This is a genomic window from Paraconexibacter sp., from assembly GCF_059438195.1.
Genome location: NZ_JBLKKY010000047.1, coordinates 14561 through 33054, shown reverse-complemented (window position 1 = coordinate 33054; position 18494 = coordinate 14561). Strand labels below are relative to the sequence as shown.

At 73.6% G+C, this 18494-nt stretch carries 16 protein-coding genes, 2 tRNA genes and 1 pseudogene; 11 read left to right on the top strand and 8 right to left on the bottom strand.

Going from position 1 to position 18494, the window contains the following annotated elements:
* Positions 1-852 (bottom strand): annotated as a pseudogene (locus ACME2J_RS15525) (hypothetical protein); the annotation flags it as partial.
* 39 nt (positions 853-891) lie between these two features.
* Between ACME2J_RS15525 and ACME2J_RS15520 the strand changes: the two are divergent.
* The 6 genes from ACME2J_RS15520 to ACME2J_RS15495 all read left to right on the top strand — a co-directional run bounded on the left by ACME2J_RS15520 (position 892) and on the right by ACME2J_RS15495 (position 9338).
* A complete protein-coding gene (locus tag ACME2J_RS15520; RefSeq protein ID WP_495545838.1) occupies positions 892-2289 on the top strand; it encodes an amidase in 1398 nt (465 codons plus the stop codon).
* On the top strand, positions 2286-3059 hold the full coding sequence (locus tag ACME2J_RS15515) for an inositol monophosphatase family protein (protein ID WP_495545837.1): 774 nt from the start codon (positions 2286-2288) through the stop codon (positions 3057-3059). Before ACME2J_RS15520 ends, ACME2J_RS15515 begins: the two co-directional genes overlap by 4 nt.
* A 94-nt stretch (positions 3060-3153) precedes the next feature.
* The gene (locus ACME2J_RS15510; RefSeq protein WP_495545836.1) at positions 3154-4941 is read left to right on the top strand and encodes a thiamine pyrophosphate-requiring protein; all 1788 of its coding nucleotides are present in this window, start codon (positions 3154-3156) and stop codon (positions 4939-4941) included.
* A 27-nt stretch (positions 4942-4968) separates the two neighbouring features.
* Positions 4969-6072: an enolase C-terminal domain-like protein gene (locus ACME2J_RS15505; RefSeq protein WP_495545835.1), complete on the top strand. Its 1104-nt coding sequence runs from the start codon at positions 4969-4971 to the stop codon at positions 6070-6072.
* Complete coding sequence (locus tag ACME2J_RS15500) at positions 6069-9134, top strand: FAD-binding and (Fe-S)-binding domain-containing protein (RefSeq protein WP_495545834.1); 3066 nt, start codon at positions 6069-6071, stop codon at positions 9132-9134. The genes ACME2J_RS15505 and ACME2J_RS15500 overlap by 4 nt, the downstream gene beginning before the upstream one ends.
* Before the next feature lie 3 nt (positions 9135-9137).
* Entirely contained in the window at positions 9138-9338 is a 201-nt protein-coding gene (locus tag ACME2J_RS15495; RefSeq protein ID WP_495545833.1) for a zinc ribbon-containing protein, read from the top strand.
* A 63-nt stretch (positions 9339-9401) separates the two neighbouring features.
* Here ACME2J_RS15495 and ACME2J_RS15490 read toward each other — a convergent pair whose 3' ends face one another.
* Positions 9402-10412 carry an SDR family oxidoreductase gene (locus ACME2J_RS15490; protein ID WP_495545832.1) on the bottom strand — a complete coding sequence of 337 codons (1011 nt, stop codon included), beginning with the start codon at positions 10410-10412 and terminating at the stop codon, positions 9402-9404.
* Positions 10413-10625: 213 nt separating this feature from the next.
* Between ACME2J_RS15490 and ACME2J_RS15485 the strand changes: the two genes are divergently transcribed.
* The gene (locus ACME2J_RS15485) at positions 10626-11018 is read left to right on the top strand and encodes a sensory rhodopsin transducer (protein WP_495545831.1); all 393 of its coding nucleotides are present in this window, start codon (positions 10626-10628) and stop codon (positions 11016-11018) included.
* A 4-nt stretch (positions 11019-11022) separates the two neighbouring features.
* Here the strand turns inward: ACME2J_RS15485 and ACME2J_RS15480 are convergent, their stop codons facing one another.
* Positions 11023-11979, bottom strand: coding sequence for an AfsR/SARP family transcriptional regulator (locus tag ACME2J_RS15480; protein ID WP_495545830.1), 957 nt, complete (start codon positions 11977-11979; stop codon positions 11023-11025).
* A 105-nt stretch (positions 11980-12084) separates the two neighbouring features.
* On the opposite strand from ACME2J_RS15480, the gene ACME2J_RS15475 reads away from it, so the two are divergent.
* Complete coding sequence (locus tag ACME2J_RS15475; RefSeq protein ID WP_495545829.1) at positions 12085-12444, top strand: nuclear transport factor 2 family protein; 360 nt, start codon at positions 12085-12087, stop codon at positions 12442-12444.
* A gap of 48 nt (positions 12445-12492) precedes the next feature.
* Here the strand turns inward: ACME2J_RS15475 and ACME2J_RS15470 are convergent, their stop codons facing one another.
* From ACME2J_RS15470 to ACME2J_RS15460, 3 genes are all read right to left on the bottom strand, one after another.
* Positions 12493-12891: a TIGR03618 family F420-dependent PPOX class oxidoreductase gene (locus tag ACME2J_RS15470; RefSeq protein WP_495545828.1), complete on the bottom strand. Its 399-nt coding sequence runs from the start codon at positions 12889-12891 to the stop codon at positions 12493-12495.
* A 107-nt stretch (positions 12892-12998) separates the two neighbouring features.
* Positions 12999-13082, bottom strand: a tRNA-Leu gene (locus tag ACME2J_RS15465).
* A gap of 21 nt (positions 13083-13103) precedes the next feature.
* Positions 13104-13607 carry a hypothetical protein gene (locus ACME2J_RS15460; RefSeq protein WP_495545827.1) on the bottom strand — a complete coding sequence of 168 codons (504 nt, stop codon included), beginning with the start codon at positions 13605-13607 and terminating at the stop codon, positions 13104-13106.
* Positions 13608-13684: 77 nt separating this feature from the next.
* Between ACME2J_RS15460 and ACME2J_RS15455 the strand changes: the two genes are divergently transcribed.
* The 3 genes from ACME2J_RS15455 to ACME2J_RS15445 all read left to right on the top strand — a co-directional run bounded on the left by ACME2J_RS15455 (position 13685) and on the right by ACME2J_RS15445 (position 17093).
* Positions 13685-13766, top strand: a tRNA-Leu gene (locus tag ACME2J_RS15455).
* A gap of 75 nt (positions 13767-13841) precedes the next feature.
* Positions 13842-15236, top strand: a complete 1395-nt coding sequence (locus ACME2J_RS15450) for a rhodanese-like domain-containing protein (RefSeq protein ID WP_495545826.1) — start codon at positions 13842-13844, stop codon at positions 15234-15236.
* 84 nt (positions 15237-15320) lie between these two features.
* Positions 15321-17093 (top strand): glycine-rich protein, encoded by a 1773-nt coding sequence (locus tag ACME2J_RS15445; RefSeq protein ID WP_495545825.1) that lies wholly within the window; start codon positions 15321-15323, stop codon positions 17091-17093.
* A gap of 75 nt (positions 17094-17168) precedes the next feature.
* Here ACME2J_RS15445 and arsM read toward each other — a convergent pair whose 3' ends face one another.
* Both arsM and ACME2J_RS15435 read right to left on the bottom strand, forming a co-directional pair.
* Positions 17169-18071: an arsenite methyltransferase gene (gene arsM / locus ACME2J_RS15440; protein WP_495545824.1), complete on the bottom strand. Its 903-nt coding sequence runs from the start codon at positions 18069-18071 to the stop codon at positions 17169-17171.
* A complete protein-coding gene (locus tag ACME2J_RS15435; RefSeq protein WP_495545823.1) occupies positions 18059-18403 on the bottom strand; it encodes an ArsR/SmtB family transcription factor in 345 nt (114 codons plus the stop codon). The genes arsM and ACME2J_RS15435 overlap by 13 nt, the downstream gene beginning before the upstream one ends.
* Positions 18404-18494: the final 91 nt, after the last annotated feature.

The following is an 18494-nucleotide window of genomic DNA, read 5'->3' as shown; positions in this document are numbered from 1 at the left end:
GCCGCAGGGCCCGATCTCGAGGACCGCGACCTCCTCCGGGCGCCGGCCGCCCCGGCGCTGGCGCCGCGCCCAGTCGCCGAACCCGAGCGCGTGGGACTCGCCCGCCCCCGCGAGGACGAGGTCGACGGCGAGATGTGACGGCGGCCGCCGGTCGAGCGCCTCGACGAGCTCGAGCGCGACCGCGCAGGCGCTCGCGTTCGCGCTCGCTCCCGGCCCCGTGCGTGCGGTCCACGTGTCGAGCGCGACGCCGAGCGCAGCGATGAGGACGGCGACGGGGACGAGCTGGACGATGCCGACGACGTCGCCGTCGGCGCCCTGGGCGCGGAGCGCGACGAGGACGAGCGCCGCGACGAGCGCGCCCGCGACGATCGCGTAGGGGCCCGGCGCGAGCGGACCGAGACGACGGCGGATCGCGGCTCCCGCTCGGGCCACGCGGCCACGGGCGAGCGGCGTGGTCCGCGGAGTGTCGACCGCGGCGGTGACGACGAGGCGCACGGGGGCGTCCCTCTCGTCGAGCGCCACGACGTTCTGGGTCGCGCGCTCGAAGGTGAGCCGGCGGACCACCGGGAGCCCGGCGACCTCGACGGCGAGCACGAGGAGGCCCGCGCCCACGAGCACGAGGGCCGCGTCGGCGTCGTCGACGCTGATGACCGTCCCGACGACGCCGAGGATCGCGGCCGCGACGACGGCCGCCGGCCACGCGGGCCGGACCCACAGCGTCTCGACCCGCGGGCGGCGGCCGCGGGACCGCAGCTCGCGGGCGAGGAGCCGCGCCGCGCGACGCTCCGCGTCCGATCCCGCGACGCGGCCGGGGATCGCGGCGAGTGCGGTGACGAGTTCGGCCGGGCCCATGGGACCGGGCGATGCTAACGGCGGAGGTAGTCTCTCGCCGTGGACGCCACCGACCTCACCTTCGCGGGAGCCGCCGAGCAGGCCCGCCTCGTCGCCCGCGGCGAGGTGTCCGCCCGCGAGCTCGTCGACGCGACGCTCGAGCGCATCGAGCGGCTCCAGCCGAGCCTCAACGCCTACCGCGTCGTCCTCGCCGACTCCGCCCGGCGCGAGGCGGACGCCATCGACGCGCGGCGCTCCGCGGGGGACCCGCTCGGCGTCCTCGCCGGGGTCCCCGTCGCGATCAAGGACGACGCCGACGTCGCGGGTGAGGTGACCGCGTGGGGCACGGCCGCGCACGGGCCCCCCAAGGAGGAGGACGGCGCGGTGGTCGCGCGTCTGCGCGCGGCGGGCGCCGTCGTCGTCGGGAAGACGAACGTGCCCGAGATGACCTCGTGCCCCTGGACCGAGTCGCTCACGCACGGCGCGACGCGCAACCCGTGGGACCTCACGCGCACCCCGGGAGGGTCGAGCGGCGGCACGGCCGCCGCGGTCGCCGCCGGCCTCGCCGGCGTCGGCCTGGGGTCGGACGGGGCGGGGTCGATCCGCATGCCCTCGACGTGGACGGGTCTCTTCGGCATCAAGCCGACGCGGGACCTCGTGCCCCTCGACCCGGCCTCGGACTGCTGGCAGGGACTCAGCGTCTTCGGGCCGCTCGCGCGACGCGTCGAGGACGCCGCGCTCTTCCTCGACGCGGCGGCGTCGACGTCCGGACCGGGAGACGGGTACGCCGCGGTCGCCCGCGACGCGCGCCCCGGGCGCCTGCGGGTCGCGATGAGCGACAGGATCCCGCCGGGCCTCCTGGCGCGGGTCGGCCGCGAGGAGCGGGCGGCGTGGGAGCGCACCGGGGCCCTGCTCCGCGACCTCGGGCACGACGTCGTCGAGCGCGACCTCGACATCCCGCTCACCCTCGGGACCGACTCGTTCATCCGGGTGCTCCGCGGGATCGCCGACGACGTCGCCCGCGCGATGCCGCACCCCGAGCGCCTCGAGCGCCGCACGCGGGCCCTCGCCCGGATCGGCCGAGCCCTCCCGGACGCCCTCGTCGCCCGGGCCCGGGCCGACGAGGCCGAGCAGGTGCGCCGCATCACGGCGATCTTCGAGGACGTCGACGTCGTCCTCACGCCGATGGCGTGCGACGGGCCGTACCGCGTCGGCGAGCTGCAGACCGCCGGCGTGGCCAGATGGCTCTTCGAGTCGCCGCGCCGGCTGGCTCTCGCCCCGATGTGGAACGTCACCGGCCTCCCGGCCTGCGCCGTCCCCGCCGGCACCGACGACGACGGCCTGCCCCTCGGGGTGCAGCTCGCGGCCTCCGTGCGCTGCGAGGCGACGCTCGTCGGTCTCGCGGCTCAGATCGAGAACGCCCGACCCTGGGCGGACCGCCGCCCGGCTCTCACGTGAGCGCCGGGGTCGACGCCGACGCGATCCTCGCGGTCGCGGTCGACGCCGCCCGCGAGGCGGGCGAGCTGCTGCGCGCTCGGTTCGTCGCCGGCGGAGAGCAGGCGGTCGCGACGAAGTCGAGCGAGACGGACCTCGTGAGCGAGGCCGATCTCGCCGCCGAGCGGGCGATCCGCGACGTCCTCGCCGCCGAGCGCCCGGACGACGCGATCCTCGGCGAGGAGGGCGACGACGTCGAGGGGACGTCGGGGCTGCGGTGGATCGTCGACCCGCTCGACGGGACCGTGAACTTCCTCTTCGGCATCCCGCAGTGGTGCGTCAGCGTGTGCTGCGAGGGGGTCGCGGGCGTCGTCTACGACCCGATGCGCGAGGAGTGGTTCACGGTCGCCGCGGGTGCGGCGCCGCAGCTCGGCGGCCGCCCGTTCGCGGCGAGCACGCGTGACGACCTCGGGACCGCGCTCGTCGCGACCGGGTTCGGCTACGAGACCGGGGTCCGTGAGGAGCAGGCGGAGGTCGTCCGCCGCGTCATCCCCGCCGTCCGCGACGTCCGCCGCGCGGGGAGCGCCGCGCTCGACCTCGCCTGGTGCGCGGCCGGGCGCGTCGACGCCTACTACGAGTTCGGCGTCCAGGTGTGGGACACCGCGGCGGGGGAGATGCTCTGCGCCGCCGCCGGGCTCACCGTCGAGCGGCTCCCCGCCCGCGGACGGCGGCCCGCGGGGCTCCTCGTGGCGCCCGCCGGCCTCGTCGCCCCGCTGCGCGACCTGCTCGTCTGAGCGCGCCGCCCGCGGCGCGGTCCGCCCAGCGTTTGCCCGGAGGGGACTCGGGTAGCGCGACGCGAGCACGGAACCGCGACGAAAGGGAATGACGATGTCCGAGACCGTCGGCGCCTACACGCTGAGGAGGCTCCACGAGCACGGGGTCCGCAAGATCTACGGCTACCCCGGGGACGGCATCAACGGACTGCTCGGCGGGTTCCACGAGCACGGCGACAAGGTCGAGTTCATCCAGACCCGGCACGAGGAGATCGCGTCCTTCGCCGCGACCGCGCACGCGAAGTTCACCGGCGACGTCGGCGTCTGCATGGCGACCTCCGGTCCCGGCGCGATCCACCTGCTCAACGGCCTCTACGACGCGAAGCTCGACCACCAGCCGGTCGTCGCGATCATCGGCCAGCAGAAGACCTTCTCGCTCGGCGCGAACTACCAGCAGGAGGTCGATCTCAACACGCTCTTCAAGGACGTCTGCTCCGAGTTCGTCCAGACGTGCATGCATCCCGGTCAGGCCCGTCAGCTCGTCGACCGGGCGATGCAGGTCGCGCTCGCGTCGCGCGCCCCGACGTGCGTCATCTTCCCCGCCGACATCCAGGAGAAGGAGTGGGAGGAGCCGCCGCGCGAGCACGGCGTCGTCTACACCTCTCCGGACCACCGGCTGCGGTCGAAGGTCGTCCCGCCCGACGAGGAGGTCGCACGGGCCGCCGAGGTCCTCAACTCCGGCGAGAAGGTCGGGATCCTCATCGGCCAGGGCGCGGCCCGCGCCGCCGACGAGGTGATCGAGCTCGCGGACACGCTCGGCGCCGGCGTCGCGAAGGCGCTCAACGGCCGCGACGCGCTCCCCGACGACCTCCCGTTCGTCACCGGGCCGATCGGCCTCCTCGGCTCGAAGCCGAGCCACGAGATGGTCATGGGCTGCGACACGTTCATGATGATCGGGACGAGCTTCCCCTACGCCGAGTGGCTGCCCGAGCCCGGCGAGGCCCGCGGCGTGCAGATCGATCTCGACGCCCGCCTCATCGGCATCCGCTATCCGATGGAGGTCTCGCTCGTCGGTGACTCGAAGGACACGCTGCAGGCTCTCCTCCCGCACCTCGAGCGCAAGCAGGACCGCTCGTGGCGCGAGGAGATCGAGCAGAACGTCGAGCGCTGGTGGGAGATCCTCGCCGACCGCGCGATGCAGAAGGCCGACGAGGGCATGAACCCGACGCGGGTCTTCCACGAGCTCAGCCCGCGGCTGCCCGACGACTGCATCCTCACCGCCGACTCCGGCTCGGCGACGAACTGGTGGGCGCGCCATCTCAAGCTCCGCAAGGGCATGAAGGCGGCGCTCTCCGGCACGCTCGCCACCATGTGCCCCGGAGTCCCGTACGCGCTCGCGGCGAAGGTGGCCTGCCCGGACCGGCCGGTCATCGCCTCGCTCGGTGACGGCGCGATGCAGATGCTCGGCATCAACGCCCTCATCGACATCGCGCACCGCTGGAAGGACTGGCCGAACAAGCAGCTCGTCGTCCTCGTGCTCAACAACCACGACCTCAACCAGGTGACGTGGGAGCAGCGCGTCCTCGCGGGTGACCCGAAGCTCGAGATGTCGCAGAACCTGCCCGACTTCGACTACGCCGGATACGCCGAGCTGCTCGGCCTCAAGGGCATCAAGGTCGAGGACCCCGAGCAGGTCGGCGCCGCGTGGGACGAGGCGCTGAGCGCGGGCCGTCCCGTCGTGTTCGAGGCGGTCACCGACCCCGAGTACCCGCCGCTGCCGCCGCACATCAAGATGGATCAGGCGATGTCGATGGGCAAGGCGCTCCTCGGCGGCGACGAGAACGCCGGCCGCATCATCAAGCAGTCCTTCAAGGGCAAGCTGAAGGAGTTCGCGAACCGGTAGGCGCAACCGCGAGGGGGCGAGAGCCGCATGGCCGTGACGACCGCCGCACCGCGCGTCGAGCACGTCGACGTCCGGGCGTTCACCGTCCCGACGGACGAGCCGGAGAGCGACGGCACGTTCACCTGGGACTCGACGACCGCGGTCGTCGTCGAGGTGTCCGCCGGGGGCGAGACCGGCCTCGGCTACACCTACGGCGACGCGGCGGTCGCGACCCTCATCCGCTCGAAGCTCGCCGACCTCGTCACCGGCGCGGACGCGACGCGTCCCGCCGGGGCGTGGGCGGCGATGCAGTACAAGCTGCGCAACGCGGGCCGCCCCGGGGTCGGGGCGATGGCGATCAGCGCCGTCGACATCGCTCTCTGGGACCTCAAGGCGCGTCTGCTCGGCGTGCCCCTCGCGGACGTGCTGCCGCGCTTCCACGAGCGGGTGCCGATCTACGGGAGCGGCGGCTTCACCTCCTCCCCTCCCGAGCGGCTCGTCGAGGAGCTCGAGGGCTGGATCGAGATGGACATCCGCCGGGTGAAGATGAAGGTGGGCCGACGCCCGGACGAGGACCCGGACCGCCTGCGCCTCGCGCGCTCGGCGATCGGAGACGACGTCGAGCTCTACGTCGACGCCAACGGCGCCTTCACGCCCAAGGACGCGCTGAAGTGGGCCGAGGTCTACGCCGAGTACGGCGTCTCGTACTTCGAGGAGCCCGTGTCCTCCGAGAACCGCGAGGGGCTGCGCTTCCTCCGCGACCGCGGGCCGGCGGGGATGTCGATCGCCGCCGGCGAGTACGAGTGGGACCTGCCGCAGCTCGAGGACCTCGCCGACTGCGTCGACATCCTCCAGGCCGACGTCACGCGCTGCGGCGGCGTGACGACGATGGTCCGCGCGGACGCTCTCTGCCGCGCGCGGAGCAAGCCGCTCTCGGCGCACTGCGCCCCCGCGGTGAGCGCGCACGTCTGCTGCGCCGTCGAGACCATCGCGCACATCGAGTACTTCCACGACCACGTCCGGGTCGAGCGCGAGCTCTTCGACGGCACGCGCGACCCGCAGGACGGGTATCTGCAGCCCGATCCCGACGCGCCGGGGCACGGGCTGTCGCTCAGCTCGTCCGCCGGCCAGTACGAGGAGGACACCCCGTGACAGCAGTCGACGGCCATCGCATGCGCGGCCCGCAGGGCGTCGAGGACATCGACCGCGACGCGCTCGAGCGCGACCTGCGCGAGGCGATGGCGGGCGAGGTCCGCTTCGGCGCCGGCGACGTCGCGATCTACTCGCACGACTCGTCGAACTACCGGCAGAAGCCGATCGGGGTCGTCATCCCGCGCGACGCCGAGGACGTCGTCGCCGCCGTCGAGGTGTGCCACCGCCACGGCGCGCCCGTCCTCCCGCGCGGAGCGGCGACGAGCCTCTCCGGCGAGACGACGAACGCGGCGGTCGTCGTCGACACGTCGAAGCACATGCGCGGGATCGTCGAGGTCGACGTCGAGGGCCGGCGCGCGCGCGTCGAGCCGGGCGTCATCCGCGACCAGCTCGCCGCGGCGACGGAGCCGCACGAGCTCACCTTCGCGCCCGACACCTCGACGCACGAGTACGCGACGTTCGGCGGCATGATCGGCAACAACTCGTGCGGCATCCACTCGGTGATGGCCGGGCGGACGTCGGACAACGTCCACGAGCTCGAGATCGTCACCTACGACGGCGAGCGCATGCGCGTCGGGCCGACGAGCGAGGACGAGCTCGAGCGCATCATCGCCTCGGGCGGCCGGCGCGGCGAGATCTACCGCGCGATGCGCGACCTCCGCGACGAGTACGCCGACCTCATCCGGGAGCGGTATCCGGACATCCCGCGACGCGTCTCGGGCTACAACCTCGACGAGCTCCTGCCGGAGAACGGCTTCAACGTCGCCCGGGCGCTCGTCGGCTCCGAGGGGACGCTCGCGACCGTCCTCGAGGCGACGGTGCGCCTCGTCTACAGCCCGCCCGCCCGCGCCCTCCTCGTCCTCGGCTACGAGGACATCTTCCACGCCGCCGACCACGTCCCCGACATCCTCGAGTTCGGGCCCGTCGGGCTCGAGGCGATCGACCACAAGCTCATCGACGACATGCACAAGCGGGGGATGCACGAGTCCGACATCCCGCTGCTGCCACAGGGGACGGGCTTCCTCCTCGTCGAGTTCGCCGGTCGCGACATCGAGGGCGCGGAGGACCGCGCGCGGAAGTGCATGGAGCTCCTCGAGAAGACGGACGACGCGCCGACGATGAAGCTCATCGACGACCCGACGGAGAACCGGCGGGTGTGGGAGATCCGCGAGTCGGGGCTCGGCGCGACCGCGTACGTCCCGATGGAGCGCGACCACTGGCCGGGCTGGGAGGACGCCGCCGTCCCGCCGCACCGGCTCGGCGACTACCTGCGCGAGTACAAGGAGCTCCTGCACGAGCACGGCTACGACGCCGCGCTCTACGGCCACTTCGGCGATGGCTGCGTCCACTGCCGCATCAACTTCGACCTCCGCAGCGCCGGGGGCATCGACACCTACCGGCGGTTCATGGACGCCTCCGCCGACCTCGTCGTCCGCTACGGAGGCTCGCTCTCCGGCGAGCACGGCGACGGACAGCAGCGCGCCGAGCTGCTGCCGAAGATGTTCGGTTCCGAGCTGTGCGAGGCGTTCGAGAAGTTCAAGGCGATCTGGGACCCGGACAACCGGATGAACCCGCACAAGGTCGTCGACCCGTATCCGATCGTCTCGAACCTCAAGCTCGGCGCCGACTACGCCCCGCCGCAGGTGAAGACGCACTTCGCCTACGCGGAGGACGGCGGCAGCTTCCCGCACGCGGCGCTGCGCTGCGTCGGGGCCGGGAAGTGCCGCGACGACTCGAGCGGCACGATGTGCCCCAGCTTCGTCGCGACGCGGGACGAGAAGCACACGACCCGCGGCCGGGCCCGCGCCCTCTACGAGATGCTGCAGGGCGACACGATCACGGACGGGTTCCGCTCCGACGAGGTCCACGAGGCGCTCGACCTCTGCCTCTCGTGCAAGGGCTGCAAGACGGACTGCCCGGTCCAGGTCGACATGGCGACCTACAAGGCGGAGTTCCTCTCGAAGTACTACAAGGGTCGCCTGCGGCCGCCGGAGGCGTACTCGATGGGCCTCATCATGCTGTGGGCGCGGCTCGCCTCGAAGGTCCCGCGGCTCGCCAACCGCCTGACGCATGCGCCGGTGATCTCGACGGCCGTGAAGAAGCTCGGAGGGATCGCCCCGGAGCGCGAGATGCCGCCGTTCGCGCACGAGACGTTCAAGGACTGGTACGCGGGGCGTGGCGAGGTCAATCCGAACGGCGTGCCGGTCGTCCTCTTCCCCGACACCTTCAACAACTTCCTGCATCCGGAGCCGCTGAAGGCGACGGTCGAGGTCCTCGAGGCGGCGGGCTTCAAGATCGAGGTCCCGCAGGCGGCGCTGTGCTGCGGACGGCCGCTCTACGACTACGGGATGCTCGACCTCGCGAAGGGCTTCTGGCGGCGGATGCTCGACGAGCTGCGCCCGCACATCCGCGCCGGCGTCCCGATCGTCGGGATCGAGCCGAGCTGCGTCGCCGCGTTCCGCGACGAGCTGCCGAACCTCTTCCCGCACGACGAGGACGCCAAGAGGCTCGCCCTGCAGACCCTCACCCTCTCCGAGGTGCTCGTGCAGCATGCGCCGGAGGGCTGGCAGCCTCCGCACCTCGACCGCAAGGCGCTCGTCCACGTCCACTGCCACCAGGAGGCGACCGCCGGCTCCGACGCCGACATGGAGCTCTACACGAGGATGGGGCTCGACGCCGAGGTCCTCGATTCGGGCTGCTGCGGCCTCGCCGGCTCGTTCGGCTTCGAGGACGGCCACCACGAGGTGTCGGTGACGATCGCGAAGGAGCGCCTGCTGCCGCTCGTCGAGGACGCCGACGGCGACACCCTGATCATCAGCGATGGGTTCTCGTGCAAGACGCAGGTCGAGCAGCTCTCCGACCGCCGGCCGCTGCACACCGCCCAGGTGCTGAAGATGGCGATGGAGCACCCGGACGAGGGCGTGAGCGGCCCGCACCCCGAGCGCGAGTACCCCGATGTCGAGCTCGATGGCGGCAACGGCCGCAGAGCGGCGCTCGTCGCCGCCGGCGCCACCGCCGCCGCGGCGATCGGCGCGACGGCCGTCGCGGCGGGGAGGAGGTAGGCCGTGGATGCGCCCTGGACGTCGGACGACCGGTCGATGAAGTCGACCTACGCGCGGGAGCAGCCGTTCCTCTCGGGCGAGACGGTGACCGGCGGCACGTTCCGCTGTCTCGCCTGCGGCGAGGAGATCGAGAAGGAGCCGGGGACCGTCACCAACCTCCCGGTGTGCCCGAGCTGCCAGGCGGACCGCTGGGAGTCCGCCTGACCCACCCACCCTGACGAAACTCACGCTGAGCGTGAGTTTCGTCAGAGGGGGATGGGGTTCTCGTCAGCTGCGGGCGGCGACCGCGCCACCCGCTGCCGCGGCCGCGGCGGCGAGCGCGCCGCCGAGCAGCGCCCGGCGATGCCGCGAGGCGAACCACTGGACGGACCGGTCGTGGGCCATGTCGTCGAAGCGGCCGCGCGAGCCCGGGTCGCCGAGCGGCTCCGGGTCGAAGAGGTTGCCCTGCGCGTTCTCCGGCGCCGGGTCGCCGTCGGTCTGCTGGCCGCTCACCGCGGTCCGCGCGAGGTAGCGCTCGGCGAGCCACGGCGCGATCCGGTTGCCGAGGATCGTGTAGACGGTCGGCACGCCGACCCACACCTCGCGGCGCTTGTGGTGCGCCGCCCAGTGGACGGCATCCGCGGCGACCTCCGGCTCGTACACCGGCGGGACGGGCATCGGGTGCTTCGGCATCTTCGAACGGCAGTGGTCGAACTGGGGCGTGTTGAGGCCCGGCAGCTGGACCATCGTGAAGTGGACCTCCGAGCCGCGGTTGCGCAGCTCGCACCGGACGGACTCGAAGAAGCCCTTGAGCGCCTGCTTCGCCCCGCAGTAGGGCGACTGGAGCGGGATGCCGCGGTAGGCCATCGCCGAGCCGACCTGGACGACCGTCCCGCGATCGCGCGGGAGCATCCGGCGCAGGGCTGCGCGCGTCCCCCAGACGCTCCCGTGGTAGGTCACCTCGGTCGCCCGCCGGTACTCGTCCGGGTCGATGTCCTCGAAGAACGAGAAGACCGTCGTCATCGCGTTGTTCACCCAGACGTCGATCGGCCCGAACGCCTCCTCGAGGGCCTCGGCCGCCGCGTCGACGGCGGCGTGGTCGGCGACGTCGGCCGGGAGGACGAGCGCCTCGCCGCCCGCCGCCTCGACGTCGGCCTTCGCCGCCCGCAGCGTCCCCTCGCTGCGTCCGATGAGGCCGATCCTCGCGCCGGGCCGGGCGAAGCGGCGCACGATGGCGCGCCCGACGCCGGACCCCGCGCCCGTGATCGCGATGGTCGTCGGCTCGTTCTTCTCGCTCATCGCGGAGCCGATGCCCGGTGGGGCATCGCGAAAACGCCCCGCGCCGGGGGTCAGGTCGTGCGCGCGCGCTCGCGGGCGGAGGCGTCCTCGCCGAGTGCCGAGCCGGCGCGGACGTCGTGGAGCACGACACCGCTGCGCGGCCTGGCGGGCATCCGGCGCCGGTGCGCGGGCCGCCCCTCGCATGCCTCGCCTCGTCGACGGGTAGCGAGCGGCATGACTTCCCACGGAGCCGACGGAGCGATCGGCGCCCGCCGCTGGGCGATCGCCGAGGGCCACATCCCCGAGTCGAGCACGGGGCCGGCACCCGACATGACGAGCCACGAGACCGCGTGCCTCCTCAACACCTCCGCCGAGGACGCGCAGGTCCGCATCACGCTCTACTTCAGCGACCGCGAGCCCGTGGGGCCCTACGAGGTCGAGGTCCCGGCGCGCCGCACGCGCCACCTCCGCTTCAACGACCTCGAGGACCCCGAGCCCGTGCCGCGCGGCACCGACTACGCGAGCGTCATCGAGAGCAGCGTGCCGATCGTCGTGCAGCACTCCCGCCTCGATTCGCGTCAGGCGGAGAACGCGCTCATCACGACGATGGCCCACCCGGTGGGCTAGCTGGTCACCTTCGCGCCCGAGCGGCGCTCCTGGGAGCGATCTGCTCGAGGGCCGCGAGCGCGGCGGCGACGGCGACCCGGCGCGCGTCGCGCTCCGGTGCCTCTCGGCAGGGCATCTCGACGTGGATGTCGAGATGGGTCACGTCGATGCCGTCGCCGATCGCCGGCTCGACCCGCCACTCGAGGCGCAGACCCGCGCCGGGGCAGCTCACGGCGAGGCCGCCCCGGTCGTCGAGCAGCGCGGCGGGGACGGCGCTCCGTCCGACGATCTCGCCGGGCCAGCCCGCGGCACCGTCCTCGCGGATCACGCTCGCGAGCTCCCTCGTCGCCGGTGCCGGAGCGAGGCCGAAGGCTCCGCGGAGGCGGACGCGGAGCCGGTCGTAGACGGAGAGCGCCTCAGCGGGTCTCCCGGTCTCGGCGAGGAGCGACATGAGGTCGCGCGCGGCCGCCTCGTCGAGCGGGTCCACGGCCACCCGGCGCCGGGCCCAGCGGACCGCGTCGTCCGGGCTCGCCGCGGTCGCAGCGAGCCGGGAGAGGGCGTCGCCGAGGCGGGCGGCGTGCGCGTCGCGCGCTTCGAGGACCCAGTCCGCGTCGAGGTCGGCGAGGAGGGGCCCGCGGCACAGCGCCACGGCGGCGGAGGGGTCGCCGGACTCCAGGAGCGCGTCGAAGCTCCCGAGGTCGGTCTCGCACCTCAGCGCGATGTGGTCGCGATCGGTGACGACGGCACCGGCACCGTCGGGCCCGAGGGCGCGACGGAGCGCCCACAGGGCGCTTCGCAGCGAGGCGCGGGCGGACTCGTCGAGGACGTCGGGCCAGAGCGTCCCGGCGAGGCGACCTCGCGGTTGCGGACCGGGGTGGACGGCGAGCCAGGCGAGGACCTCCCAGGCGCGGCGACTCGCGGGGGCGCCGACCTCGCGGCCGGCGACCTCGACGACGAGCTCACCGAGCACACCCACGCGCATGACCGGCCCACTGTACGCCTGCTCGACGAAGGTTGCGATCGATTGACGCTGCGATGACGCCGGCCGCGGACCCTCCCTCTCCCGATCGAGAGGAGAGGAGGCTCCATGACGACGACGACCCGGTTCGACGCGGGCGCCCTGCGCGCCGGCATCGAGGGCCACGACCCCGCGACCCTCGTCGATCTCTATGCGTCCGACGCGCAGATCGAGATCGTCGACGCCGAGCACCCGCCGAGCCGGCCGCGTCGCATCGAGGGCCGTGAGGCGATCGCCGCCCACCTGGAGGACGTCTGCGGACGCGAGATGACGCACCGCGTCGATCGCGTCGCGGTCGACGGCGACGCGCTCGGCTACTCGATCGCCTGCACGTACCCTGACGGCGCGCGCGTGCGGTGCTCGGCGACGGCCGAGCTCCGCGACGGGCGCATCGCACGTGAGTCCGTCGTGCAGGCGTGGGACACCTGAGTCCCCACGGGCCGCCGCCCGCTCGCGCGGCGCGGCGGCCCGGCGCGCTCACCCCGCCGCGTGATGGGCCACGCGGTCGGGCGTGACGCGGTACTTCACGCGCACCTCGCCCGGCTGACGGAACGGGTAGGTGTCCTGGCCGAGGTACTTCTTCGCCATCGCGTCGATGTGGTCGTCGGCGTCGTCCTTCGAGGACTCGCGGAGGCTGCCCGTCACCGACACGTACTCGTAGGGGTTCTCACGGTCGGTCACGGTCACGGTGACCTTGCCGGTCCGCTCGAGGTTCGAGGGCCATGCGCGCCCCTCGGCGCTGTTGAGGACGACGTCGTCGCCGTCGACGTCGACCCACACGGGGACGTTGTGGATCGTGCCGTCCTTGCGCAGCGTCGCGACGTGCGCGAAGTTCGGCTTCTCCAGCAGCTCGCGTGCGCGTCCTTCGATGGCCATGAGGGCTCCTCTCTCGTGCGGTGGGGTGGTGATGAGGCCCGGGATACCCGAGCGTCACGACCGCGATACGCACGAGCGGGCCGGAGGGCTCAGCGGCCGCGCACGAGTGCCCGGAGTGGGACTCGAACCCACACGCCCCGAGGGGCAGCGCTTTTTGAGAGCGCCCTGTCTACCGGTTCCAGCATCCGGGCCCGGAGGCCGGACGATGGTACCTACGCGGTGACGGGCTCCCCGCCCGGGTCGACCGTCGACCCGTCGGCGTAGCGCTCGACCTCGACGTTCCACGCCTGCGAGAACCCGCGCATCGCGAACGCGACGAGGAAGGCCTGGACGGGGATGAGCGCGACGGTGAGCATGCCGAGGAGCTCGGCCGGCAGCGCCGGGTCGGTGTAGCCGTCCTTGTCCCGCGCGAACCACTCGGGGGCGGCGACGCCCGCGAAGATCGCCATGATGACCGCGGCCGCCGCCGCGACGGGGAGGATGCCCCGGTTCCACTGCGCGACGTAGAACGCCATGACGAGGTAGAGCGCGATGTAGGCGATCTGCAGCGCCTGCATGCCCTCGAGCGCGTCCCAGCCGCCGATGGTGATGATTCCCACCAGGCCCGCCGAGGCGAGGAGGAGGAGGATGACGGTCGCCTTCGTGGCCTTGCTCGCGGCCTTGTCCCGGTTGGGATGCTCGATGACGACGTCGTCTCGGTACGCGGCTTCGGACATGACGCCGACGACTCTACCCCGATCTCCGGCGTCGTGGGGCACTCTGCATCTCGGCGATGCGATGCTCTCCCACGCCCGCGGGCGTGGTGGAACCGGTAGACACGCCAGGTTTAGGTCCTGGTGGCGCAAGCCGTGGGGGTTCGAGTCCCTCCGCCCGCATGGGATGGCCCGTCCGTCCCGGTGCCGACCGGTCGTCGTTTTCTACGCCGGTGATCCGGGCAGAAGCGGCTCGGCATGATCTTCCGTCAAGTCACGCACGACGACCTCGGGTGCGCGTCCTACCTCGTCGGCGACGAGGACGCCGGCGTCGCCGCCGTGGTCGACCCCAGGCTGGACATCGACGAGTATCTGCGCCTCGCCCGCTACATGGGCGTCCGCATCGAGCACGTCCTCGAGACGCACAACCACGCGGACCACGTGTCGGGCCACGGTCGTCTCGCCGCCGCGACGGGCGCACGCATCCACATCCACCGCCTCGCCGAGCCCGACTACGACCACGAGCCGCTCGACGACGGCTCGGAGGTGCAGCTCGGAGGCGTCACCGTCCGCGCCCTGCACACGCCCGGCCACCGCCCGGAGCACACGGCGTTCGCTCTCATCGACACCGCCCGCAGCTCCGAGCCGTGGGCGGTGCTCACCGGGGACAGCCTGTTCGTCGGCGACACCGCCCGCCCCGACCTCGCCGTCGACGAGGCCGAGGGCGCCCACGGCATCTTCCGCTCGCTGCACGAGAAGCTCCTCACGCTGCCGGGCGAGTGCGAGGTGTGGCCGGGCCACCTCGGTGGGTCGCTGTGCGGCGGGCCCGGGATGGACATGAAGGTCTCGTCCACGATCGCCTTCGAGCGAGCCAACAACGAGCTCCTGCGCATCGAGGACGAGGACGACTTCGTCGAGAGGGCGACTGCCGGTCTCGGGCCTCAGCCGCCGAACTTCGAGGCCATCGTCGCGATCAACCGGGGGCCGCTGGGCAGCCACCGCGCGGACGCCGAGCCGCTCACGCCCTGCCAGGTCGACGCGCATCGCAGCGGCGGCGCGCTCCTCGTCGACGTGCGCACGGACCTCCAGTTCGACGACGCGCACATCCCCGGCGCCGTCTGCAATCCGGCGGTGCGCGCCGGGTTCGGCACGAAGCTCGCCTGGGTGGCGGACCGCGACCAGCCGGTGGTGCTCATCGGCCGCGACGACGAGGACGCTCTCCACGCCGCGCACCTCGCGGCGTCGGTCGGGATCAACCGCGTCGCCGGCTACCTCGCCGGCGGCATGACGAGCTGGCGCGAGGAGAAGCGCCCGACCGAGAGCCTCGAGCGCATCGACGTCCACGCGCTGCACGAGCGGGCCGACGAGGTCCAGATCCTCGACGTGCGCGAGGAGGACGAGTGGCGCAGCGGGCACATCCCCGGCGCGGTCCATGCGCCCTACCACGACATCGATGCGATCCCCGAGGGCATCGACCCGTCCGAGCCGGTGGCGGCGATCTGCTCGTCGGGGCAGCGCAGCGCCGTCGCCGCCTCGCTGCTGCGGCGCCACGGCGCCGACCACGTCATCCACGTCGCCGACGGCGGCGTCGGCACCTGGGCCGACCAGGGCTGGCCCCTCGAGGGTCCCGAGCCCGCCGACGCGCGGTCGTAGCCGCGCCCGGCGCGCCCGACGAGGCGCGCGAACCTGGCGTGCCGGGCGTGTCGGGCCGCTCGCGTCCTGCAGTACGTTGGACTGGTGGGGACCTTGGGAAGGCGGACGGGCGCCGGAGCGCCCGCGCGAGCGCGCGCGACGCTTCTCGCGGCGGCGATGCTCGCGTGGATCGGCTCGGCGGCGCCTCAGGCGCAGGCCACGACCGAGACGTTCGCGTCCACCGGCGCGGCGCAGACGTGGATCGTCCCGCCGGGGATCACCTCGGCGCGCTTCGACCTCCACGGCGCCCAGGGCGGCACGGCGTTCGATGTCGACTTCGGGGTCGGCGGCCGCGGGGGCCGGGCGACGGCGACGCTCCCGCTCACCCCCGGCGAGACGCTCGAGATCCGCGTCGGCGGCGCCGGCGGGATGACCGGCGGCTTCAACGGCGGCGGCGTCGGCGGGCTCACCACCTACCCGGGCGGCGGGGGCGGCGCGACCGACGTCCGTCGCGGCGGCTCCGCGCTCACCGACCGCGTCCTCGTCGCCGGGGGCGGCGGCGGCAGTGGCGGCTGTTCGGGCCCGGGCGACGAGCCCGATGGCGGCGCCGGCGGCGGTCTCCTCGGCTCCGACGGTCAGCCGGACGTCGACGACGGCAGCTGCGGGAGCACGACGCTCAACGGGAAGGGCGGGACCCAGTCCGCCGGCGGTGCGGGCGGGACCGGCGCGAGCCCCGGGACTCTCGGGCAGGGCGGCGACGCGGATCTCGGGAGCGGGCTCTTTCGCGGCGGCGGCGGGGGCGGCTACTACGGCGGTGGCGGCGCCGCCGGGTCGCACGCGGGGGGCGGCGGCTCGGGCTTCGGGCCCATGGGGACGGTCTTCGAGACCGGCGTCCGCACGGGCGCGGGGCTCGCGACCGTCGTCTACGACTCGCGCCTCGACGTCGCGACGACCGGGACGGGCACCGGCGTCGTCACCTCGGCGCCCGCCGGCATCGACTGCACGACCGGCTCGGCGACCCATCCGACCTGCACGACGCTCGTCGCCGACGGCACGGGCATCACCCTCACGGCGGCCCCGGGGGCGGGCAGCGAGTTCGCCGGCTGGTCCGGCGGCGGCTGCACCGGGACCGCGCCGTGCGCGGTGACGATGGACCAGGCGCGGTCCGTGACGGCGACGTTCACGGAGGTCGTCGTGCCGCCCGCTCCCGTGCCGCCGGCGCCGGTGCCGCCCGCGGCGCCGGCGGTCGTGCCGCCCCCGATGCTCGAGCCGGCGAAGCTCGAGGTCGAGCGCGCGACCGTGCGGCGCGCCGACCGCCGCCTCGACGTCCTCGCGCCGATCAGCGCGCGCGCGTCCGGGACGGTCGACGTCGAGCTCTTCGCGGACGGGCGCGTCGTCGATCTGGGTGATGCCGAGATCGACGCGGTGAACCGCCGCGTGCGGTTCTCGAAGGCGCTCGACGCCGGACAGGCCGGTAGGGGCACCGGGATCGTCCTGCTCACCTACCGCGGCGACCCGGACACCCAGCCGCAGTACGTGCGGCTGCGGGCCGCGTCGCAGAAGGCGGCCCTCACGTCGTCGCGCCCCGTGATCGAGAGCGGTCGCTTGCGCGCGTCGGGCACCGTCGCGCGGCGTGCGAGCGGCGTCGTGCGCGTCGAGATCCTCTTCACGCCGGGGTTCGCGAGCACGCGGACGCTCCGCTTCACGGCGCCGATCGAGGCCGGGGAGTGGTCGCTCGATGAGGCGCTCCCGGCCGACGTGCTCGCGGGGATCGCCGCACGGCGCGGCGTCGTCCACTCGTACGTGTCGTTCACCGGCGACCTCGATGAGCGGATCCGAGGGGAGCTGCTGTCGTACGAGGTGCTCGGGTCGCTGTAGGGAGCGCGCCCGGCGTCGGCACCGGGGCGGAGGCCCACCACCGTGCCGACGCTGGACGCCCGCGACGAAGGCGACTCAGCCGGCTGCCGCCGCCGGCTTGCGCGCCCGCACGATCGCGGACGCGGCGTGTGCATGGACGCGGTGCGTCTCTCGGATCTCGACGTCCGTGAAGCCCGCATCGAGGAGCGCCTTGCGGAAGTCCGCCTCGGTGAGCGCTCCCGCGATGCAGCCCGTGTAGGCGGCGATGTCGCTGCGGGTCGCGTCGTCCATGTCGGGGTCGGCGATGACATCGGACACGGCGAAGCGGCCGCCGGGCCGCAGCACGCGCTGAGCCTCCGCGAGCACTCGACGCTTGTCGGCGGCGAGGTTGATGACGCAGTTCGAGATGACGACGTCGACCGATCCGTCCGGCAGGGGGAGGTCCTCGATGTCGCCCTGCACGAACTCGGCGTTCGCGACGCCGGCCGCTGCCGCGTTCGCGCGCGCGAGAGCGAGCATCTCGTCGGTCATGTCGACGCCGATGGCCCTGCCGTGAGGGCCGACGCGCCGCGCGGAGATGAGGACGTCCGCGCCCGCGCCCGCACCGAGGTCGAGGACGGTCTCGCCCTCTCGCAGGTCGGCGACCGCTGTCGGGACGCCGCATCCGAGCGACGCCCCGACGCTCGCCCCCTCCGTCTCGGCGCCCTCGTAGAGGGCCGCGCCGAAGACCTCGGCTCCCGAGGCGTCGGTCGTGCTCACGGGCCCGCACCCGCACGAGGTGCCCTGGGCGTCCGCGATGGCGCGCGCGGCGGCCGCGTAGGTCTCGCGCACCGCTTCGCGGACGTCGGCCGCGTCGCGTGCGTCCCCGGCCGCGCAGCCGCAGCGCTCGGAGGCGGGCTCGCAGCACCCGGCCGCGTCGGACGGCGTGCAGCAGCTCGCTCGCGCCTCGTCGGAGCAGCAGGAGGACGGCGGGGTCGGCGGGGTGGTCATGTCAGCCATGTGACGAGCTCCTTCGCTGCGTCGGAGGGGACGGAGTAATAGGCCCACCGGTGGCGGCGCTCGACGTCGACGAGCCCCGCGTCGACGAGCTTGCGGACGTGGTGGGCGAGAAGGGACTGCTTCACGTCGAAGAGCGCGATGAGCTCGCACTGGCACACCGGGTCGGGACTGCGCCGCAGGACGTCGAGCACCTCGACCCGGAGCGGCTCGGACAGCGCCTTCGCGACGGTCGCGATCCGCGTGGCGTCGAGACGGGGGTCGACCCCGTGCGACGGCGGGCAGCACGACGCGGCGGGCGGGCACGAGGCGGAGGTCTCGGTCGACAGGCTCATAACAGTGCTCCTTGATATGAGCGTACACGACCGCGCGACCCGCGTGTGCGCATGCTCACGTATGGTACCCCCAGGGGGTATATTGTTCGCC

Coding starts and splice junctions, on each gene's coding strand:
- ACME2J_RS15460 (WP_495545827.1), bottom strand. CDS start 13,607: ATGTCCGAAGCCGCGTACCGAGACGACGTCGTCATCGAGCATCCCAAC.
- arsM (WP_495545824.1), bottom strand. CDS start 18,071: ATGGCTGACATGACCACCCCGCCGACCCCGCCGTCCTCCTGCTGCTCC.
- ACME2J_RS15510 (WP_495545836.1), top strand. CDS start 3,154: ATGTCCGAGACCGTCGGCGCCTACACGCTGAGGAGGCTCCACGAGCAC.
- ACME2J_RS15485 (WP_495545831.1), top strand. CDS start 10,626: ATGACTTCCCACGGAGCCGACGGAGCGATCGGCGCCCGCCGCTGGGCG.
- ACME2J_RS15435 (WP_495545823.1), bottom strand. CDS start 18,403: ATGAGCCTGTCGACCGAGACCTCCGCCTCGTGCCCGCCCGCCGCGTCG.
- ACME2J_RS15505 (WP_495545835.1), top strand. CDS start 4,969: ATGGCCGTGACGACCGCCGCACCGCGCGTCGAGCACGTCGACGTCCGG.
- ACME2J_RS15470 (WP_495545828.1), bottom strand. CDS start 12,891: ATGGCCATCGAAGGACGCGCACGCGAGCTGCTGGAGAAGCCGAACTTC.
- ACME2J_RS15475 (WP_495545829.1), top strand. CDS start 12,085: ATGACGACGACGACCCGGTTCGACGCGGGCGCCCTGCGCGCCGGCATC.
- ACME2J_RS15490 (WP_495545832.1), bottom strand. CDS start 10,412: ATGAGCGAGAAGAACGAGCCGACGACCATCGCGATCACGGGCGCGGGG.
- ACME2J_RS15450 (WP_495545826.1), top strand. CDS start 13,842: ATGATCTTCCGTCAAGTCACGCACGACGACCTCGGGTGCGCGTCCTAC.
- ACME2J_RS15480 (WP_495545830.1), bottom strand. CDS start 11,979: ATGCGCGTGGGTGTGCTCGGTGAGCTCGTCGTCGAGGTCGCCGGCCGC.